Below are 19,223 nucleotides of genomic sequence, written 5' to 3'. Positions count from 1 at the left end.
CTCTTCCCCCGAGCTCTTGCGCTCCGGGCGAGACCATAGTGCATTCAGCTCTTCTTGGCGTCGCGGGCCGCCGCGATCTTGGCAGGGAGTGAGAAGAGCTGGACGAAGCCCTTGGCCAGCGACTGGTCGAAGGTGTCGCCGGTGTCGTACGTGGCGAGCGAGAAGTCGTACAGCGAGTCCTCGGAACGGCGGCCGGTGACGGTCGCGTTGCCGCCGTGCAGCGTCATCCTGATCTCGCCGTTGACGTGCTTCTGCGCGTCGGCGATGAGGGCGTCGAGCGCGTCCTTGAGCGGCGAGAACCACAGGCCGTCGTAGACGAGCTCGCTCCAGCGCTGGTCCACGCCGCGCTTGAAGCGGGCCAGGTCGCGCTCGACGGTGACGTTCTCCAGCTCCATGTGCGCGGCGATGAGCGCGATCGCGCCCGGCGCCTCGTACACCTCTCGCGACTTGATCCCGACCAGGCGGTCCTCGACCATGTCGATGCGTCCGACGCCCTGCGCACCCGCGCGCTGGTTGAGCTCGTCGATGATCTGGTACGGCGTCAGCTCCCGCCCGTCGATCCTGACCGGCACGCCCCGCTCGAACGTGATCACGACCTCGTCCGGCTCGCGCGGCTGGGTCGGGTCGGCGGTGTAGGAGTAGACCTCCTCGGTGGGGCCGTTCCAGATGTCCTCCAGGAAGCCGGTCTCGACGGCGCGGCCCCAGAGGTTCTGGTCGATGGAGAACGGGTTCTTCTTCGAGGTCTCGATGGGCAGGCCCTTGGCCTCGGCGTACTCGATGGCCTTGTCGCGCGTCCAGGCGAAGTCCCTGGCCGGCGCGATGACCTCCAGGTCGGGGGCCAGCGCGGCCAGGCCGGCCTCGAAGCGCACCTGGTCGTTGCCCTTGCCGGTGCAGCCGTGGGAGACGACGGTGCCGCCGAACTGCTTGGCCGCCGTCACCATGTGCTTGACGATGAGCGGCCGGGAGAGTGAGGAGACCAGCGGGTAGCGGTCCATGTAGAGGGCGTTGGCCCGCAGGGCCGGCACGCAGAAGTCGGCGGCGAACTCCTCCTTGGCGTCCACGACGACCGACTCGGCCGCGCCGCAGTCCATGGCCCGCTTCTGGATGATCTCCATGTCCTCGCCGCCCTGCCCGAGATCCACGGCGACGCAGATGACCTCGGCGTTCATCTTCTCGGCGAGGTAGGGGATGGCGACCGAGGTGTCTAGGCCGCCCGAATAGGCAAGGACTACTCTTTCCGGCATTTCATCGTCTCCAAAGTCTTCTAGCTGCGCTTGTCGGCGACCTTCAGCAGCGCGTCCGCGACGACCTGGCCGCCTGTCGGGTCGCGGCTGATGACGAGGATCGTGTCGTCGCCGGCCACCGTGCCGAGAATGGTCTCCCAGTCGGCGTGGTCGATGGCGGAGGCGAGGAACTGGGCCGCGCCCGGCGGCGTACGTGCGATGACCAAGTTGGCCGACGCCTCCGCGCTGACCAGGAGCTCCTCGGCGATTCGGTGCAGCCGGGCGTCCGGGGACTCCCCCGCGCCCATCCGGGTGAGCGGGATGCGGCCGCCGCCCTCGCCGGGCAGGGCGTACACGAGGGAGCCGTCGTCGGCGCGCAGCTTGAGCGCGCCGAGTTCGTCGAGATCGCGCGAGAGCGTGGCCTGGGTGACCTCGACGCCGCTCTCGGCGAGCAGTTTGGCCAGCTCGGGCTGGGAGCGCACGGGCTTCCGCTCCAGCAGGTCGGTGATCTTCGCCTGCCGCCCGGCCTTGGTCATCGGGATCGTCATCTGCCTGAGACCAGCCAGTGCAGCAGCGCCTTCTGGGCGTGCAGGCGGTTCTCCGCCTGGTCCCACACCGCGCTGCGCGGCCCTTCGAGCACCTCGGTGGTGATCTCGCGGTCGCGGTAGGCGGGCAGGCAGTGCAGCACGATCGCGTCGGGTGCGGCGTGTTCGAGCAACTCGGAGTTCACCTGGTACGGCAGGAGGGTGGCCATCCGCTCCTCCTTGCCGTCCTGGCCCATCGAAACCCACGTGTCGGTGGCGATCACATGTGCGCCCTGCGTGGCGGCCACCGGATCGGACAGCGCGATGACCGACCCGCCCGTCTTGGCCGCGATGGCCGCGGCCTGGTCGAGGATGACCGCGTCGGGCTGGTAGCCGACCGGGCCCGCGACGCGTACGTGCATGCCGGCCGTGGCGCCGCCCAGCAGGTAGGAGTGGGCCATGTTGTTGGCGCCGTCGCCGACGTAGGTGAGCGTGACCCCGGCGGTCCTGCCCAGCCGCTCCTGAATCGTCTGCAGGTCGGCGAGGATCTGGCAGGGGTGGAACTCGTCGGTGAGCGCGTTGACGACCGGCACCCTGGAGTGGGCGGCCATCTCGTCGATGCGCTCCTGGCCGGTGGTCCGCCAGACGATGGCGGCGACCTGCCGGTCGAGGACCCTGGCGAGGTCGGAGGGCGGCTCGCCGCGGCCCATGAGCACGCTGACGTTGTCCACGACGAGCGGCAGGCCGCCGAGCTCTCCGATGCCGGTGTGGAAGGAGACGCGGGTTCTGGCCGACGGCTTGTCGAACAGGACGGCGACGGTCTGCGGGCCCTCGAAGGGGCGGTAGCCGAACCGGTCCTTCTTCATGGCGGCGGCGAGTTCGAGCACCTCTGCCTGCTCTGCCGGGGTGAGGTCGTCATCCCGGAGGAAGTGTCTCGCGCTCATTCCGCCGCCTCCGCCAGACTTCGTGCTCATTTCGCCGCCTCCGCCAGGCTCGCGCTCATTTCGCCGCCTCCGTCAGGCTCGCGCTCATTTCGCCGCCTCCGTCAGGCTCGTGGTCATTTCGCCGCCTCCGTCAGGATCGCCGGGAACGCCGCCACCAGCGCGTCCACCTCGTCGGCCGTGACGACCAGCGGAGGCGCGATGCGAATCGCGTCGGGTTGCAGGGCGTTGACCAGGAAACCGGCGTTCGCGGCGGCCTTCTGGACCTCGGCCGAGCGGTTCTCCCCCAGCACGGCGGCCAGCCACAGGCCGCGGCCGCGCACGCCCTTGAGCAGCGGGTGGCCGACCGACTCCAGGCCCGTGCGCAGGCGCGCGGCGACCGACTTCACGTGGTCGAGGTCGACGTTGCCGAGCACGGCCAGCGCCGCGGCGCACGAGACGGGGTTGCCGCCGAACGTCGAGCCGTGGTCGCCCTTCTCGAACAGCCTGCCCGTGTCGCCGAACCCGATGCACGCCCCGATCGGCAGCCCGCCCCCGAGGCCCTTGGCCAGGGTGAGGATGTCGGGGGTGACGCCGTCGGCCTGGTGGGCGAACCAGTGCCCGGTTCGGCCGATGGCGGACTGGATCTCGTCGGCGACCAGCAGGGCGCCGGTCGAGTCGCAGATCTCGCGGGCGGCCTCGAAGTAGCCCTCAGGCGGCGGGACCACGCCGGCCTCACCCTGGGTGGGCTCCAGGAAGACCGCGATGCAGTCGCCGGTGACGGCGTCCTTCAGGGCGTCGGCGTCACCGTACGGGACGAAACGCACCTCCACCGGGAACGGGCCGAACTGCTCGCGGATGGACTGCTTGCCCGTCAGGGACAGGGCGCCGATCGTGCGGCCGTGGAAGCCGTTCTCGGCGGCCACGAAGTAGGAGCGGCCCTCGCGCCTGCCGTACTTGAGCGCCAGCTTGTAGGCGGCCTCGTTCGCCTCGGTGCCGGAGTTGGCGAAGAAGATGCGGGCGGGGGCGTTCAGCAGGTCGAGGAGCTTCTCGGCGAGCAGCACCTCGGGCTCGTGCAGGAACAGGTTGCTGGTGTGCGCGAGCGTGCCGACCTGCTTGGAGACCGCCTCGACCAGGGCCGGGTGGGCGTGACCGAGCGAGCTGGTCGCGATGCCGGCGATGAAGTCGAGGTACTCCTTGCCGTCCAGGTCCCACACGCGGGTGCCCTCACCTCGCGCCAGCGCCACGGGAGGCACGCCGTAGTTGGGCATGAACGCGTTCTCGAACCTTTCGTACAGGCTCATGAGGGCCTCACCATCGTTCCGATTCCTTCATTGGTGAAGATCTCCAGCAGCAGTGAGTGGGGCACGCGGCCGTCGAGCACGTGGGCGTGGGGCACCCCGCCCTGCACGGCCGTCAGGCACGCCTCCATCTTGGGGACCATGCCGCTGGACAGCGTGGGCATCAGCGTCGCGAGCTCGTCGGCGGTGAGCACGTCGATCACGTCGGTGTCGTCGGGCCAGTTGGCGTACAGGCCCTCGACGTCGGTGAGCACGATCATCTTGTGCGCCTGCAGCGCGACGGCCAGCGCGGCGGCGGCGGTGTCGGCGTTGACGTTGTAGATCTCGCCGTCGTCGCTCCTGGCCACGCTGGAGATGATCGGGATGCGGCCGTCGTCGAGCAGGGCCCGCACCGCGCCGGGATCGACCTTGATGATCTCGCCGACCTGGCCGATGTCCACCGGCTCGCCGTCCACGATGGCGTGCTTGCGCACGGCGGTGAACAGGTGGGCGTCCTCGCCCGACATGCCGACGGCGAACGGCCCGTGCCGGTTGACCAGGCCGACGATGTCGCGGTTGACCTGGCCGGTGAGGACCATCCTGACGACCTGCATGGCCTCGGGAGTGGTGACCCGCAGGCCGGCGGTGAAGGTGGACTCGATGCCGAGCTTGCCGAGCGCGCTGCTGATCTGGGGGCCGCCGCCGTGCACGACGACCGGGCGCAGGCCCACCTGGTGCAGGAAGGCGACGTCCTCGGCGAAGCCCTCCTTGAGCGCGTCGTCGGTCATGGCGTTGCCGCCGTACTTGATGACAACGGTCGCGCCGTGGTAGCGGGTGAGCCAGGGCAGCGCCTCGGTCAGCGCCGCGGCCTTGGTCTGAGCGGTGCTGAGTCTCATGAGGAGTACGCCGAATTCTCATGGACGTAGTCGGCCGTCAGGTCGGTGGTGTGCACGGTCGCCGTGTTCGAGCCCGCCGACAGGTCGATCGTGATCGTCACGTCGCGGGGGCGCATGTCCACCTTGGAGCGGTCGTCGCCGACCGCGCCGGCCCGGCAGATCCAGATGCCGTTGATGGCCACGTTGAGCCGGTCGGGCTCGAACACCGCGTCGGTGGTGCCGACGGCGGCCAGGACGCGGCCCCAGTTGGGGTCCTCGCCGTGGATGGCGCACTTGAGCAGGTTGGAACGGGCGACCGAGCGGCCGACCTTGACCGCGTCGTCCTCGGAGGCGGCGCCGACCACCTCGATGGCGATGGCCTTGGAGGCGCCCTCGGCGTCCACCAGGAGCTGCCTGGCCAGGTCGGCGCAGACCTCGGTGACCTTCTCCTCGAACTCGGCCAGGTCCGGCTTGACCCCGGAGGCGCCGCTGGCCAGCAGCAGCACGGTGTCGTTGGTGGACATGCAGCCGTCGGTGTCGAGCCGGTCGAACGTCTGGGCGGTGGCCCTGCGCAGCGTGGCGTCGAGCTCCTCGCTGGTCAGGTCGGCGTCGGTGGTGATCACGCAGAGCATCGTGGCCAGCGCGGGGGCGAGCATGCCTGCGCCCTTGGCCATGCCGCCCACCATGTACCCGCGGGGAGCTTCGCCCCCCACGTGCCCCCCAGAAGGCGTGGAAGATTCGTCTTCCTCCGCGGCGGCGATGCCGCCGCGTCTGAAGGAGATCTTGGAGACGGTGTCGGTGGTGCGGATGGCGTCGGCGGCGGCCAGACCGCCGTCGCGGGAGAGCTGGCCCGCCGCGGTCTCGACGCCGGACAGCAGGTCGTCCATGGGCAGCCGCTCGCCGATCAGGCCGGTCGAGCAGATCGCGATCTCGCCCGCCGAGTCCTGGAGGGCCTGCGCGGCCTTCTCCGCGGTGGCGTGGGAGTCCTGGAAGCCTTCCGGGCCGGTGCAGGCGTTGGCGCCACCGGAGTTGAGCACCACCGCTCGCAGCCGCCCGCCCGCGAGGACCTGCTGCGACCACAGCACGGGGGCGGCCTTCACCCGGTTGGCGGTGAAGACGCCGGCGGCGGCGCGGCCCGGCCCGTCGTTGACGACGAGGGCCAGGTCACGGGCGCCGCCTGCTTTGATCCCCGCGGCCACACCCGCGGCTCTGAATCCGAGAGGTGCGGTTACGCTCACGGCATCTCCTCTGTAGGTGCCGAACACTCATGAACGGATGTCAAGGAGAAACTCCTGTCATGGGGAGACCTAGCTCTTCCGGCAGGCCGAGGGCGAGGTTGACGCTCTGCACGGCGCCCCCTGCCGTGCCCTTGGTGAGGTTGTCGATGGCGATGACGGCGACCACGCGGCCCGCGCGTTCGTCGAGCGTCACCTGCAGGGCGGCGGTGTTGGCGCCGTAGGTCATGGAGGTGGCCGGCCAGGTGCCCTCGGGCAGGAGCCGGACGAACGGCTCGCCCTTCAGCGCGACCTCGTAGGCCGAGCGCAGCGACTCCTTGGTGACCCCCGGCGCGGCGGGCGCGCTGCAGGTGGCCAGGATGCCGCGGCTCATCGGGGCCAGCGTCGGGGTGAACGACACCCGCACGGGCGAACCCGCGACCGCCGACAGCCCCTGCTCCATCTCGGGCGTGTGCCGGTGGAGACCGCCGACGGAGTAGGCGCTGACCGAGCCCATGACCTCGCTGCCGAGCAGGTTGGGCTTGAGCGACTTGCCGGCGCCGCTGGTGCCGCTGGCGGCCACCACGACCACGTCGGGCCCGGCCAGCCCGGCGGCGAACGCCGGCGCCAGGGCGAGCAGGACGGAGGTCGGGTAGCAGCCGGGCACCGCGACGCGCTTGGCCGTCCTGAGGAGATCGCGCTGGCCGGGCAGCTCGGGCAGGCCGTAGGGCCAGGTGCCGGCGTGCTCTCCGCCGTAGAACTCCTGCCAGGCGGCCGGGTCGGCGAGCCGATGGTCGGCGCCGCAGTCGACCACGATCGTCTCCTCGCCCAGCTGGGCGGCGACGGCGGCGGAGTGGCCGTGCGGCAGGGCCAGGAAGACCACGTCGTGCCCGGCGAGCGCGTCGGCGGTGGTGTCCTCGATGACGCGGTCGGCCAGCTGCGGCAGGTGGGGCTGGTGGGCGCCGAGGCGGCTCCCGGCGCTGGTGGCGGCGGTGAGCGCGCCGATCTCGAACTCCGGATGGCTGAGAAGGAGGCGGAGCAGCTCCCCTCCCGCGTAGCCGCTGGCTCCCGCGATGGCTGCCCTCATTCAACCCCTCCATGCATGACTATGCATCATAGCTCATAAGTTTGCTTGTAAAGATGATGCACTCTAGAGGATGAACATGCAAGCTCGCACAACGTCAATGACCGGATCGTGAGACTTGTCACCTGCGGCCGAGATCCAAGGACAGGACGTCAGGATGGAGGTCATGACCGAGTTCTTGTCCGAATCGCGGCCACTCACACGTGGGAGGTGGCCGGGGCCGTGGGGCCGGGTCGTCCTCGTGCTGCTGTGGCTGGGGATCTGCCTGCTGCCGACGGTGCTCGGCGCCGGGGCACTGGCGCTGGCCACGGGCGCGGCGGGGACACCGGGCACGTTGCGCGTGGTCGCGTGCGAGGACCTGGGCGAGGGCCGGTACGACTGCCGGGGGCGGTTCACGCCCGACTCCGGCGAGGCGGTCGTGGAGGTGCCCGCGTCGCCCGACTCCGAGGCCGGTGACGAGATGCGGGCCGAGCTCACGCCCGAGGGCGACCGGGCCGTTCCGGCCGGGCTGACGGGCGTGCTGGCGGCGCTGGCGTTGCCGGCGGCGGGGCTCGGCGGGCTCGGATTGTTGCCGTACGTGGTCATGTACTGGCTGGGCGCGCGCAGGGGGCGCCGGGCCGCCATGACAGGAGGCGTCCTGGTCACGGCGGCCGGGGTGCTGCTGTTGATCGTCGCGGTAGTGGGGGCGTTCTCCTAACGCAGGAAGGCGGCGGCGACGCCCGCGTCCACCGGGATGTGCAGGCCGGTGGTGTGGGTCAGGTCGCTGCCCGTAAGGGCGAAGACGGCGTTGGCCACGTGCTCAGGCAGGACCTCCCGCTTGAGCAGCGTCCGCTGTGCGTAGAACTCGCCGAGCTTCTCCTCCTCCACACCGTACACGGCGGCGCGGTTGGCACCCCACCCGGAGGCGAAGATGCCGGAGCCACGTACGACGCCGTCGGGGTTGATGCCGTTGACCCGGATGCCGTGGGCGCCCAGCTCCGCCGCGAGGAGGCGTACCTGGTGGGCCTGGTCGGCCTTGGCGGCACCGTAGGCGACGTTGTTCGGGCCGGCGAAGACGGCGTTCTTGGAGGAGATGTAGACGATGTCGCCGCCCATCGCCTGGTCGATCATGACCTTCGCGGTCTCGCGGGAGACCAGGAACGAGCCGCGCGCCATGACGTCGTGCTGCAGGTCCCAGTCGGCCAGCGTGGTCTCCAGCAGCGCCCGCGACAACGACAGGCCGGCGTTGTTGACGACCAGGTCGACGCCGCCGAACGCGAGCACGCCCGCGCGTACGGCGGCGGCGATCTGCTCCTCGGACGTGACGTCCACGCCGACCGCCACGGCGACGTCGGCGACCCGGTAGGCGGCGGCGCCGATCTCGGCGGCCACCTTCTCCGCGGCGCCCAGGTCGCGGTCGGCCACGATCACGCACGCGCCCTCGGCGGCCAGCCGGCGGGCGGTGGCCGCGCCGATGCCCGAGCCGCCGCCGGTCACCAGCGCGACGCGGGTGGCCAGGGGCTTGGCCTTGGGCATGCGGCGGAGCTTGGCCTCCTCCAGCTCCCAGTACTCGATGCGGAACTTCTCCGACTCGGGGATCGGGGCGTAGCTGGAGACGGACTCGGCGCCGCGCATGACGTTGATGGCGTTGACGTAGAACTCACCGGCCACGCGGGCGGTCTGCTTGTCCTTGCCGAAGGAGAACATGCCGACGCCGGGCACCAGCACGATCGCCGGGTCCGCGCCGCGCATGGGCGGCGAGTCGGGGGTGGCGTGCCGGTCGTAGTAGGCGGTGTACTCGGCGCGGTAGGCGGTGTGCAGGACGCGCAGCCGCTCGGCGACCCGCTCCAGCGGCGCGTCCGGCGGCAGGTCCAGCACCAGCGGCGCGACCTTCGTGCGCAGGAAGTGGTCGGGGCAGGACGTGCCCAGCGCCGCCAGCCTCGGGTGCTCGGCGCGGGCGACGAAGTCCAGCACCTCGGGGGTGTCGGTGTAGTGGCCGACCACGCGCACGTCGGTGGAGGCCAGGCCGCGGATGAGCGGGAAGAGCGCGGCGGCCCGCTCGTGCCGCTCGTCCTGGCCGAGGCTCTCGTGGATCACCGCGCCGAACGGGTCGGGGCGGCCGTGCTCGGCCAGGTACGCCTCAGCGGTGCGGATGATCTCCAGCGAGCGCTCCTCGCACTCCTGCGAGGTCGAACCCCACGCGGTGATGCCGTGGCCGCCCAGGACACAGCCGATGGCCTGCGGGCTGGCCTCCTTGATGGCGGCGATGTCCAGGCCGAGCTGGAAGCCCGGCCGCCGCCACGGCACCCACACGACCCGGTCGCCGAAGACGCGCCCGGTCAGCTCCTCGCCGTCGGCGGCGGTCGCGATCGCGATGCCGGCGTCGGGGTGCAGGTGATCGACGTGCCCGGCCTCGACCAGGGCGTGCATGGCGGTGTCGATCGACGGCGCGGCCCCGCCCTTGCCGTGCAGGCAGTAGTCGAAGGCCGCGACCATCTCGTCCTCGCGCTCGACGCCGGGGTAGACGCCCTTGAGCGCGCGCAGCCGGTCGAGGCGGAGCACGGCCAGGCCGGACGCCTTCAGCGTGCCGAGGTCGCCGCCCGAGCCCTTGACCCAGAGCAGCTCCACCTCCTCGCCGGTGACCGGGTCGGGCGCGGCGCCCTTGGCCGAGGTGTTGCCGCCCGCGAAGTTGGTGTTGCGCGGGTCTGCGCCCAGGCGGTGAGAGCGTTCCAGCAGTTCGTTGACGGTGTAGTCGGCGTTGTCGGTGTCGGTGTCGGTGTTGTTGGCATCCATGATGGTGCTAGGCCCCCCAGCCGGCCTGCTCGCCGCCGACGCGCTCGGCGGCGATCTTCTCGAAGTATCCGGACTTGGCGTAGGCGGCCATCGGGTCGGGCGCCAGGCCCTGCTCCTCGCGCAGTTCGGCGAGCAGCGGCCGCACGTCGGTGTTGTAGGCGTCCATGAACACGGCGTTGGCGCCCAGCACGTCGCCCTCGGACTGGGCGGCGGCCAGCGCGTCGCGGTCCACCAGCAGCGCCTTGGCGGTGGCCTCCTGCACGTTCATGACCGAGCGGATCTGGCCCGGGATCTTGGGCTCGATGTTGTGGCACTGGTCCAGCATGAAAGCGACCCCGGTCGCGGGGTCGAAACCGCCGCCCCTGACGACTTCATACATGATGCGGAAGAGCTGGAACGGGTCCGCCGCGCCCACCATCAGGTCGTCGTCGGCGTAGAAGCGGGAGTTGAAGTCGAACCCGCCGAGCTTGCCCTCACGCAGCAGGAACGCCACGATGAACTCGATGTTGACGCCCGGGGCGTGGTGGCCGGTGTCCACGACGACCTGCGCCTTGGGGCCCAGCTTGACGCAGTGGGCGTAGGCGGTGCCCCAGTCGGGCACGTCGGTGGCGTAGAAGGCGGGCTCGAACAGCTTGTACTCCAGCAGGAAGCGCTGCCCGTCGCCGAGCCGGTCGTAGACCTGCGCCAGCGACTCGGCCAGCCGGTCCTGGCGGGACCTGATGTCGTCCTGGCCCGGGTAGTTGATGCCGTCGGAGAACCACAGCTTCAGCGTGTCGGAGCCGGTGGCGTCCATGATGTCCACGCACTCGAGCAGGTGGTCGGTGGCCTTGCGCCTGACCCTGGCCGCGGGGTGGGTGACGCTGCCGAGCATGTAGTCGTCGTCCTGGAAGACGTTGGAGTTGATCGCTCCGATGCCCACGCCCAGCTCGCGCGCGTGCCGTGCCAGCTCGGCGTAGTCGTCGACCTTGTCCCACGGGATGTGCAGGGCGACCGTGGGGGCGACGCCGGTGTGGGCGTTCACCTGGGCGGCGTCGGCGAGCTTCTCATAGGGGTCGCGCGGCACCCCCTTCTGCGCGAACACCTTGAACCGGGTGCCGCTGTTGCCGTAGGCCCAGGACGGTGTCTCGATGTGCTGTGCCCGTAGGGCGGCCTTGATGTCAGTCATTACTCCCCGATCAAACCAGGTGGAACACTTCGGTCAGCGGTGTCATGCCCTCGTCGGGGCGGCCGTCGAGGTCCTCGAAGAACGGCGCCATCTCGGCCTGCCAGCGGGCGTTGACCTCGGTCTCGGCCATGGCCTTCTGCGCGGCCTCGAAGTCGTCGGTCTCCAGGTACCCCACGAGCAGACCGTCGTCCCTGAGGAAGAGCGAGTAGTTGTGCCAGCCGGTGCGCGACAGCGCCTCTCGCATCTCGGGCCAGACGGCGCGGTGGCGTTCGCGGTACTCCGCCAGCCGCTCTGGGCGGACTTTCAGCAGGAAGCAGACGCGTTGCACTGACACTCCTTTCAAAAACGTTTTAATCCTTCGTGCAGGAAACTACGATTCCTGGTGCTCACTGTCAATGCCGCCACCATGGCACGGACGGTGACCGGGTCACCAGGTCATCGGGCAACGTGGGCTCGCGTAGCGGTGGGCCACCAGTGATGGGTCAGAGGGCGTTTCCTGGAGGGCCACCCGCCGGAGTGCGGCGGGTGGCCGGGCACGGCAGCGCGTAAAGGATGGAATGAACGTTTTAACGGATGCGGTCGCCCACGAGGGCGAGGTTCTGGATGGCAGCCAAGCCGTACAGAGCCGTGGTGTTGGTCGAGACCCACACCGCCTCGTCCGTCGGGTTGAGGGTCGTGGTGAGCTTCTCCGACTTCCAGGGCAGGTTGGGCGCGTAGCCGTCGCCGGTGGCGAACTCCGTCCAGGCCCTGGCGGCGAGGTCGTCGCGCTGGAGCCGCACGGCCGCGTAGGCCGTCAGCCTGGAATGGCCCTGCTTGAGGATGAGGTTGCCGAAGTCGGCGCCGGTCTCGGCCGCCTGCTCGGCCTTGGGGGCGTTGAACAGGCGGCAGTACTGGAGCCAGGCCCGCTCGAAGTCCGGCATCTCGATCAGGTCGATCAGCTCGGCGCAGATCTCGACCTGGCCGAACATGGCCGACAGGTGGGAGACGGACACCTTCTTCTGCGCGGCGGCGAACTCGCCGGTGTTGATGTTGTAGAGCCCCTCCCCCGTGACGAAGCCGTTGGGCATGGCGGCGATCGTCCGCATGGTGGCCTTGAGCTTCTTCTCCGCGATCGGGTCGCCGCCGCGCTCCCACTCGGTCAGCCACGCGGCGGCCAGCCCGCTCCAGTCGGTGCCCAGCCCGATCGCCAGCGCCGTCGGGTCCGGCGTGTACGGCTCGGTACGGATCTTGCGCAGCGGGTCGATGGCCAGGAACGTCTTGTCGGAGTCCACCAGTGCCCGCATCAGGTCACCGGTACGCTCGTCGGCGGTCAGGAAGTAGAAGATCCGCCGGTAGACGGCCGTCGAGATGCGCTGCTGCTTGGCGCTGCACCCCCAGTGCTGGACGTTGTGCCGGGAGCCGAGCCCGGCCCACGGTCCCAGGTGGTAGACGTCCACCTCGCCGGTGTGCCTGGTCATGGCCTCGGCGAAGCGGAAGATGTCGGACCGGCCCGAGCGCAGGTAGGCGTACCAGAGCCACAGGTCGGGCGAGAGCTCCGAGTTGTCCCAGGCGTAGCCGCCGATGTCGTAGCGCCACACGTGCCGGTCCTCGTCGAAGGTGTGCATGATGTCGCCGTGGTCCCAGAAGCCGTACCAGTGCCGCTGCTCGACCTGCCCGCGATAGAAGTCGAAGAGGAAGTCGAGCCGGTCCTCGATCGTCTTCTTCTCCGCCGTCGAGCGGTCGACGGGGCTGAACAGGCCGCCGAACACCTTGGCGGCGGCCAGGTGCGCGGGCGGCGCGACGATCAGCGGCGGCGTGCGCACGGCGTCGGCCATCGCGGCGAGCCTGGCCGCGTCGGGCGTGGCGGCCACGGCCCAGAACGTCAGCTCGGTCGTCCGCGCGATGCCCAGCGGCGTGCCGAAGCCCGGCTCGTAGTCCTCGTAGGTGATGTTGAGGCCCTCGATCTGCTCCGGGTAGGTGTCCATGCCCAGGCCGTCGTGGTAGAAGCGGGTGTCCATCGGCCCGGCCTCCGGCGACCAGAGCCAGACGGTCACCTCGGCCTCGTCCCCGGCCGCGCCCCTGATGTCGAGCTGGGTGGGGTGGCGCTGCCAGAAGTCGCGCATGCCGAACGCCAGGCCGCCGCTCGTGCCGCCCACGTACCCGAAGCCGGAGGCGCGCTTGCCCTGGTCGACGGCGACCCAGCCGTAGCCCTTCCTGGTGCGCTTTTTGAGCGTGAAGCCCTCGGAGGAGAGCTGGGAGAGGGTGTAGTCGCCCCAGTCGGGGATCAGGGGCAGGCGGCTGCTGACGCGGGTGTCCCAGGTGGCGAGGTCGGGCAGTTTCTTGCCGGCCACCTGGGCCTGGCGCACGGGCAGGCCGGGGTCGCGGCGCAGGCCGGTGATGCCCTTGACGGCCTCGGTGAGCAGGCCGTGGCCGTCGCCGACGAACCGCACGTGCCGGTTGTACGCCTCGTCCCGCATCGGGACGCGGAAGCGCACGCCGAGCCCGGCCACGAAGTCGTGCTGCCCGTCGCGGTCGAACACGAACGTGTGCGTCATGCGCACGCTCTCGGCCCCCGCGTAGAAGTAGAGCCTGATCGTGAACGGCAGCCACGACCTGCCCTTCTTCGAGGTGTGGCGGCCTTCCACGCGCACCACCGCGCGCACCGGGCCTGACTGCTCGACCACGACCTTGGCGATGTCGCTGAGGTAGGAGTCGACCTCGACCGTACGGTCGTCGCCGTCGTCGATCCTGCCCTGCCGCAGGCTGACGAGCCGGCCCTGGCGGGCGATCTCGGTCTCGCCGCGCCAGATCTGGCTGATCAGGTCGGTGCCGTTCTTGCGTACGCGGACGCGGATCACGCCGGTGTCCACGTCCACGTACTGCTTGTCGTCCTTGACCGTGACCGGCCTGGCGGGGGCGGCGGCGGTGCCGGGACGCAGGGTGTACGCCTCGGCGACCGGGGCCTCGGGGCTGATCGCGTGCGCCGTCCACTTCAGCGACCCGTCCGGCCAGTACGCCAGCGGCCACGTCTGCATCGGCACCGGTGCCGCCGCGCCGCCGTCGGCCGTGAGCGCGAACGCCTGCTCCTTGGCCACCGCGCCCTTCGGCCACGGCACGCCCCAGGTGGTGCCGGGGGTTTCGGCGGGCTTGTCCTCCAGCCAGCGCAGCCGCACGTCGGGGACGTCCAGGGCGGCCAGGGCGGGTGAGTCGAGCATCGAGGCGAGCGGGAGGGCGGCTCCGGTGACGGCCATTCCCTTTAACGCGTTCCTGCGGGTGAGCTCGGACATGATGGTGCACCTCCGTGCTGGGGGGTGATCCCCGGAACCGGCCGGTCCCGAGGGTGGTTCAGCGTGCAGGTGGTCCCCGGAACCGGCCGGTCCCGGGAGGTTCGGCGTGCAGGTGGTAAGCGCTTTCCCGACGGGCCGGAGGGACCGCAGCCGACGCGAGCCGGTCGCCGGCCGTGCGCCGCCGGGTCAGTCGGGGATGACCACGGCGTCGCCCGCCGCCACCGTGACGGCGGCGCCCGAAGGCGTCGTCACCGTGGCGTCCCGCGTCGTGTGGTTGATCGCGAACAGGAAGGAGCGGCCGTCGGCGTGCGAGCGGCGCACCACCTCCACCCCCGGCACGCTCCTGGCGGCCGGCTCCGCCTCAGCCTCGCGGCAGGCCGTGGCGAGGACCTCGGCCAGCTTGTCGTCGTCGAGCAGGGTGGTGAGGTAGTGCGCGGCGCCGTCGCCGTAGTCGTTGCGGGTCCAGGCGGGCTCGCCCGTGGCGTACGTGTCGAGCACCTTCGCGGTCGTGGCCTGCGCGACCTCGCTCCACACGCTCCCCGACGCGCCCGAGGACAGCCGGATCGGCGCCTCCAGCGGGAAGAACTCCTCGACGGTGACGCCGAGCAGGTCCCGCCAGGCGCCGGGGTAGCCGCCCAGCCGTACCCGGTCGTGCTCGTCCACGATCCCGCTGTACGGGCCGACGACCACCACCCCGCCCCGCCGGGCGAAGGCCTCCAGGTTGGCCGCGCCCGAGTCGCTCACCAGGTAGAGCTGGGGCACCACGACCAGGCGGTAGCCGGTCAGGTCGCCCTCGGGGTGGGCCAGGTCGCAGGTGACACCCCCCCCGCCAGAGCGCCGCGTGCCAGCGCTTGGCCTCCTCCACCGGGTCCAGCTCCGAGCTGGGCTGGGCGGGGTGGTCCTGCGCCCAGACGCTGGAGTGGTCGACGAGCAGGGCGACCTCGGCCTTGACCGTGCTGCCCGCCACGTCGGCGAGCCCGGCCAGCTCGGCCCCGAGCGCCGCCACCTCGCGGAAGACCTTGGTGTGCGCGCCCGCGTGCGGCAGCATCGCCGAGTGCCACTTCTCGGCGCCCGCCCTGGACTGGCGCCACTGGAAGAACATGATCCCGTCCGCGCCCCTGGCCAGGTGGGACAGGGAGTTGCGGCGCAGCTCGCCCGGGGTCTTGGCGAGGTTGCGCGGCTGCCAGTTGACCGCGCTGGTGGAGTGCTCCATGAGCAGCCAGGGCCGGCCGCCGTTGAGCGAGCGGGCGTAGTCGGCGGCGAAGGCCAGGTCGATGTGCGGCTCCGGGCGCGCGCCGACGAGGTAGTGGTCGGTGGAGACCACGTCCAGCTCGGCGGCGAAGGCCCAGCAGTCCATGTCCCAGTGCGCGCCCGCCATCAGGTTGGTGGTCGCGGGCACGTCAGGGCTGATCTCCCTGAGCAGGTCGCGCTCGGCCAGGTACAGCTCGACCAGGGCGTCGGAGCTGAACCTGCGGTAGTCGAGCTGCTGGCCCGGGCTGGGGAAGGTGGGCGTGGCGCGGGGCGGCAGGATCTGCGCCCAGTCGCTGTAGTGCTGGGACCAGAACGCGGTGCCCCAGGCGTCGTTGAGCGCGTCGAGCGAGGAGTAGTGGGTACGCAGCCAGGCGCGGAAGGCCGCCGCCGAGGTGTCGCAGTAGCAGCGGGCGTTGTGGCAGCCGTACTCGTTGTGCACGTGCCACAGGGCCAGCGCCGGGTGCTCCCGGTAGCGCGTGGCCACCTGCTCGGCGATGCGCAGCGCCTTCTCCCGGTAGATCGGCGAGCTGGGGCAGAAGCCCTGCCTGCTGCCGTGGTACAGCCGCCGCCCGTCGGCGTCCACCGGCAGCGCCTCGGGGTAGGCGTCGCCGAACCAGGGTGGCGGGGAGGCGGACGGGGTGGCCAGGTTGGCCTTGATCCCGTTGGCGGCCAGCAGGTTCATCACCCGGTCGAACCAGCCGAAGTCGAACACGCCCTCGACGGGCTCCAGCAGGGACCACGAGAAGATCCCGACGCTGACCCGGTTGACGCCGGCCTCGCGCATCAGCGCGACGTCCTGCTCCCACGTCTCCTCGGGCCACTGCTCCGGGCTCCAGTCCCCGCCGTACGCGATGACATCCGGCATGAAGCCTGCCTTTCAAGATTACTGTTAGCGCTCACAGCGTGTTACGTCTGCGTTTACGGGGGATTAAAACGTTCATCCGCCGGGCCGCACAAGACCTTCCGCGCCGGGTGCGAGCGGTTCCCGCTGATCAGCGGGGGTGATTCCGCAGGCAGGCCGCCGGGATTCGAGCATGGGCCGTGACACTGGAGTTATCTGAACGTTATGAAAGCTTCCTGGAGGCACGTCCTTAGTAGAACGTTTTTACTCCTGACGCGCACCACGAGGCCCGGCGCGGCGCGGATTCCCCTTCCTACCGGTGCCGCGACTGGCGCAGGGGGTGTTTGTACGTTTTAATTGGGCCCCATGGCCATGGTCAGCATCAAGGAGGTCGCCGCGCACGCCGGCGTCTCCCCAGGCACGGTCTCCAACGTACTGAACCGGCCCGGCAAAGTCGCCCCCGCCACCCGGGAGCGGGTCCAGGCGGCCATCAACGAGCTGGGGTTCGTCCGTCATGGCTCGGCCTCGACGCTGCGCGCCGGGCACAGCAGGACGATCGGCCTGAGCGTCATCGACATCGGCAACCCCTTCTTCACCGAGGTCGCCGCCGGCGTCGAGGACGTGGCCAGCGAGCTAGGCTACGCGGTCATCCTGGGCAACTCGGCCGGCTCGCAGGACAAGGAGGAGCGCAACCTGCGCGTGCTGGCCGAGCACCGGGTGCGCGGCGTGCTGATCACCCCCTCCGGCGAGGACCCCGCCCGGCTGGACCGGCTGCGCGAGCACGGCATCAGCGTGGTGCTGGTGGACCATCCGGCGCACCGCCCCGACCAGTGCGCGGTCGCCGTCGACGACGTGGCGGGCGGCCGGGCCGCGGTGACGCACCTGCTGGCCAAGGGGGCCCGCAGCCTGGTCTACGTGACGGGCCCGCTGACGATCAGGCAGTGCGCGGAGCGGCGTGAGGGCGCCAAGGCCGCGATGCGCGGCGTCGGGCTGGACCCCGCCGACCTGCGGGTGGTCGAGGCCACCACGATGACCGCCCGCGCGGGTGAGAAGGCGGCCGCCGACCTGATCGCGGGCGACCTGCCGGAGGCCGTGTTCTGCGCCAACGACCTGCTCGCGCTCGGCGTGCTGCGGGCGCTGCTGCGCTCAGGGGTGCGGGTGCCCGAGGACGTGGCGCTGATGGGCTACGACGACATCGACTTCGCCGCCGCCTCGACCGTGTCGCTCAGCTCGATGCGGCAGCCCACATACCAGCTCGGCCGGATCGCCACCGAGTTGTTGCTGGACGAGTGCGACAATCCAGACACGCACGCGCACCAGCACATCATGTTCCAGCCGGAGCTCGTCGCCAGGGAGTCCACGCAATGAGCCGCCGTTTCGCCGCCGTCGACCTGGGCGCCTCCAGCGGCCGGGTGATGCTGGCCGACCTGTCCGGCGGGCTGAGCCTGACCGAGGCGCACCGCTTCCCCAACGGCCCGGTACGCGTGGCGGACCGCCTCTACTGGGACGTCCTCGGCCTCTACCGGGAGATCCTGACCGGGCTGCGCGCGGCGGGCCCCGTCTCCTCCATCGGCGTGGACTCCTGGGCCGTGGACTACGCGCTGCTCGACGGGTCGGGCGCGATGCTGGGCAACCCGGTGCACTACCGCGACGACCGCACGCGCGGCGTGGCCGAGCAGGTGGCCGGCGCGGTCGGGGCGGAGACGCTCTACGACGTGTCGGGGCTGCAGGTGCTGCCGTTCAACACGATCTACCAGCTGCTGGCCGACCGGCTCGACGGGGCGGCCACGATGTTGCTGATCCCCGACCTGATCGGCTACTGGCTGACCGGTGAGCTGGGCGCGGAGGTGACCAACGCCTCGACGACGGGCCTGCTCGACGTACGCACCAGGTCGTGGGCGTTACCGCTGATCAAGCAGCTCGGCCTGCCCTCCGGGATCTTCCCGCCGCTGCGGCAGCCCGGCGACGCGGTCGGCGGCCTGCGGCGCGACGTGGCCGCGGAGATCGGCTGGTCGGCGCCCGTCAGGGCGGTGGGCTCGCACGACACGGCCTCCGCCGTGGCCGCGGTGCCCGCCTCCGGCCCCTCCTTCGCCTACGTCTCGTGCGGCACCTGGTCGCTGGCCGGGATCGAGCTGCCCGAGCCGGTGCTGACCCCCGAGAGCCGCGCCGCGAACTTCACCAACGAGGCCGGCGTCGACGGCACCGTCCGCTACCTGCGCAACGTCATGGGCCTGTGGTTGTTGCAAGAATGTCTGCGTGCCTGGTCGGCTACGGGGCCGGGCTCCGACCTGCGTGAACTGCTGGCGGCCGCGGCCGGCGAGCGGCCGTTCGCCGCCGTGGTGAACCCGGACGAGCCCGCGTTCCTGCCGCCGGGCGACATGCCGGCCAGGATCGCCGCCGAGTGCCGCCGCACCGGCCAGCGTCCGCCCTCCTCCCCCGCCGCGTACGTGCGGTGCGTGCTGGAGAGCCTGGCGCTCGGGCACCGGCTGGCCGTGCGGCAGGCGATGGAGCTGTCCGGCCGCGACGTCGAGGTGGTCCACCTGGTCGGCGGCGGTTCGCGGAATGAGCTGCTGTGCCAGTTCACCGCCGACGCCTGCGGGCTGCCGGTGGTGGCGGGGCCGGCGGAGGCGACCACGTTCGGCAACGTGCTGGTGCAGGCGCGGGCGGCCGGGCTGGTCTCCGGGCTTGAGGAGATGCGCTCGCTGGTCGCCACCTCGCAGCCGCTGCGCCGCTACGAGCCCTCGGGAGACCCGCGCGCCTGGGACGAGGCCGCCGCGCGCGTGTTCTGACCTGCCGGTTTTCCCCCAC

The 19,223-nt window shown here is 71.1% G+C and carries 15 protein-coding genes and 1 pseudogene; 3 read left to right on the top strand and 13 right to left on the bottom strand.

Annotation, left to right across the window (positions count from 1 at the left end; genetic code table 11):
* Positions 1-44: 44 nt before the first annotated feature.
* The 7 genes from ACFPZ3_RS11890 to argC form a co-directional block, all read right to left on the bottom strand.
* Positions 45-1,244, bottom strand: coding sequence for an argininosuccinate synthase (locus ACFPZ3_RS11890; RefSeq protein WP_379514076.1), 1,200 nt, complete (start codon positions 1,242-1,244; stop codon positions 45-47).
* 20 nt (positions 1,245-1,264) lie between these two features.
* The gene (locus ACFPZ3_RS11885) at positions 1,265-1,771 is read right to left on the bottom strand and encodes an arginine repressor (protein WP_379514075.1); all 507 of its coding nucleotides are present in this window, start codon (positions 1,769-1,771) and stop codon (positions 1,265-1,267) included.
* Positions 1,768-2,691 (bottom strand): ornithine carbamoyltransferase, encoded by a 924-nt coding sequence (gene argF / locus ACFPZ3_RS11880; protein WP_379514074.1) that lies wholly within the window; start codon positions 2,689-2,691, stop codon positions 1,768-1,770. The genes ACFPZ3_RS11885 and argF overlap by 4 nt, the downstream gene beginning before the upstream one ends.
* Before the next feature lie 113 nt (positions 2,692-2,804).
* A complete protein-coding gene (locus tag ACFPZ3_RS11875) occupies positions 2,805-3,971 on the bottom strand; it encodes an acetylornithine transaminase (RefSeq protein WP_379514073.1) in 1,167 nt (388 codons plus the stop codon).
* On the bottom strand, positions 3,968-4,843 hold the full coding sequence (gene argB / locus ACFPZ3_RS11870; RefSeq protein ID WP_379514072.1) for an acetylglutamate kinase: 876 nt from the start codon (positions 4,841-4,843) through the stop codon (positions 3,968-3,970). Before argB ends, ACFPZ3_RS11875 begins: the two co-directional genes overlap by 4 nt.
* Entirely contained in the window at positions 4,840-6,060 is a 1,221-nt protein-coding gene (argJ, locus tag ACFPZ3_RS11865; RefSeq protein WP_379514071.1) for a bifunctional glutamate N-acetyltransferase/amino-acid acetyltransferase ArgJ, read from the bottom strand. The genes argB and argJ overlap by 4 nt, the downstream gene beginning before the upstream one ends.
* Positions 6,061-6,100: 40 nt before the next feature.
* Entirely contained in the window at positions 6,101-7,123 is a 1,023-nt protein-coding gene (argC, locus tag ACFPZ3_RS11860) for an N-acetyl-gamma-glutamyl-phosphate reductase (protein WP_379514070.1), read from the bottom strand.
* Between the two features lie 163 nt (positions 7,124-7,286).
* On the opposite strand from argC, the gene ACFPZ3_RS11855 reads away from it, so the two are divergent.
* Complete coding sequence (locus tag ACFPZ3_RS11855; protein ID WP_379514069.1) at positions 7,287-7,817, top strand: hypothetical protein; 531 nt, start codon at positions 7,287-7,289, stop codon at positions 7,815-7,817.
* Here the strand turns inward: ACFPZ3_RS11855 and ACFPZ3_RS11850 are convergent.
* The 6 genes and pseudogenes from ACFPZ3_RS11850 to ACFPZ3_RS11825 all read right to left on the bottom strand — a co-directional run.
* On the bottom strand, positions 7,814-9,892 hold the full coding sequence (locus tag ACFPZ3_RS11850; RefSeq protein ID WP_379514068.1) for a bifunctional aldolase/short-chain dehydrogenase: 2,079 nt from the start codon (positions 9,890-9,892) through the stop codon (positions 7,814-7,816). The genes ACFPZ3_RS11855 and ACFPZ3_RS11850 overlap by 4 nt on opposite strands.
* 7 nt (positions 9,893-9,899) lie before the next feature.
* On the bottom strand, positions 9,900-11,057 hold the full coding sequence (rhaI, locus tag ACFPZ3_RS11845) for an L-rhamnose isomerase (protein WP_379514067.1): 1,158 nt from the start codon (positions 11,055-11,057) through the stop codon (positions 9,900-9,902).
* A 10-nt stretch (positions 11,058-11,067) separates the two neighbouring features.
* Entirely contained in the window at positions 11,068-11,385 is a 318-nt protein-coding gene (locus ACFPZ3_RS11840; RefSeq protein ID WP_379514066.1) for an L-rhamnose mutarotase, read from the bottom strand.
* A gap of 238 nt (positions 11,386-11,623) precedes the next feature.
* Entirely contained in the window at positions 11,624-14,323 is a 2,700-nt protein-coding gene (locus ACFPZ3_RS11835; RefSeq protein ID WP_379514065.1) for an exo-rhamnogalacturonan lyase family protein, read from the bottom strand.
* 186 nt (positions 14,324-14,509) lie between these two features.
* On the bottom strand, positions 14,510-15,085 hold the full coding sequence (locus ACFPZ3_RS11830) for a beta-galactosidase (protein WP_379514064.1): 576 nt from the start codon (positions 15,083-15,085) through the stop codon (positions 14,510-14,512).
* A 277-nt stretch (positions 15,086-15,362) separates the two neighbouring features.
* A pseudogene (locus ACFPZ3_RS11825) lies at positions 15,363-16,358 on the bottom strand (beta-galactosidase); the annotation flags it as partial.
* Between the two features lie 423 nt (positions 16,359-16,781).
* Here ACFPZ3_RS11825 and ACFPZ3_RS11820 point away from each other — a divergent pair.
* Positions 16,782-17,783: a LacI family DNA-binding transcriptional regulator gene (locus tag ACFPZ3_RS11820; RefSeq protein ID WP_379514063.1), complete on the top strand. Its 1,002-nt coding sequence runs from the start codon at positions 16,782-16,784 to the stop codon at positions 17,781-17,783.
* Positions 17,780-19,204 carry a rhamnulokinase gene (locus tag ACFPZ3_RS11815; protein WP_379514062.1) on the top strand — a complete coding sequence of 475 codons (1,425 nt, stop codon included), beginning with the start codon at positions 17,780-17,782 and terminating at the stop codon, positions 19,202-19,204. The genes ACFPZ3_RS11820 and ACFPZ3_RS11815 overlap by 4 nt, the downstream gene beginning before the upstream one ends.
* Positions 19,205-19,223: the final 19 nt, after the last annotated feature.

It is taken from the genome of Nonomuraea insulae (assembly GCF_042656245.1).
This window is presented reverse-complemented; position numbering and strand designations above follow the sequence as displayed.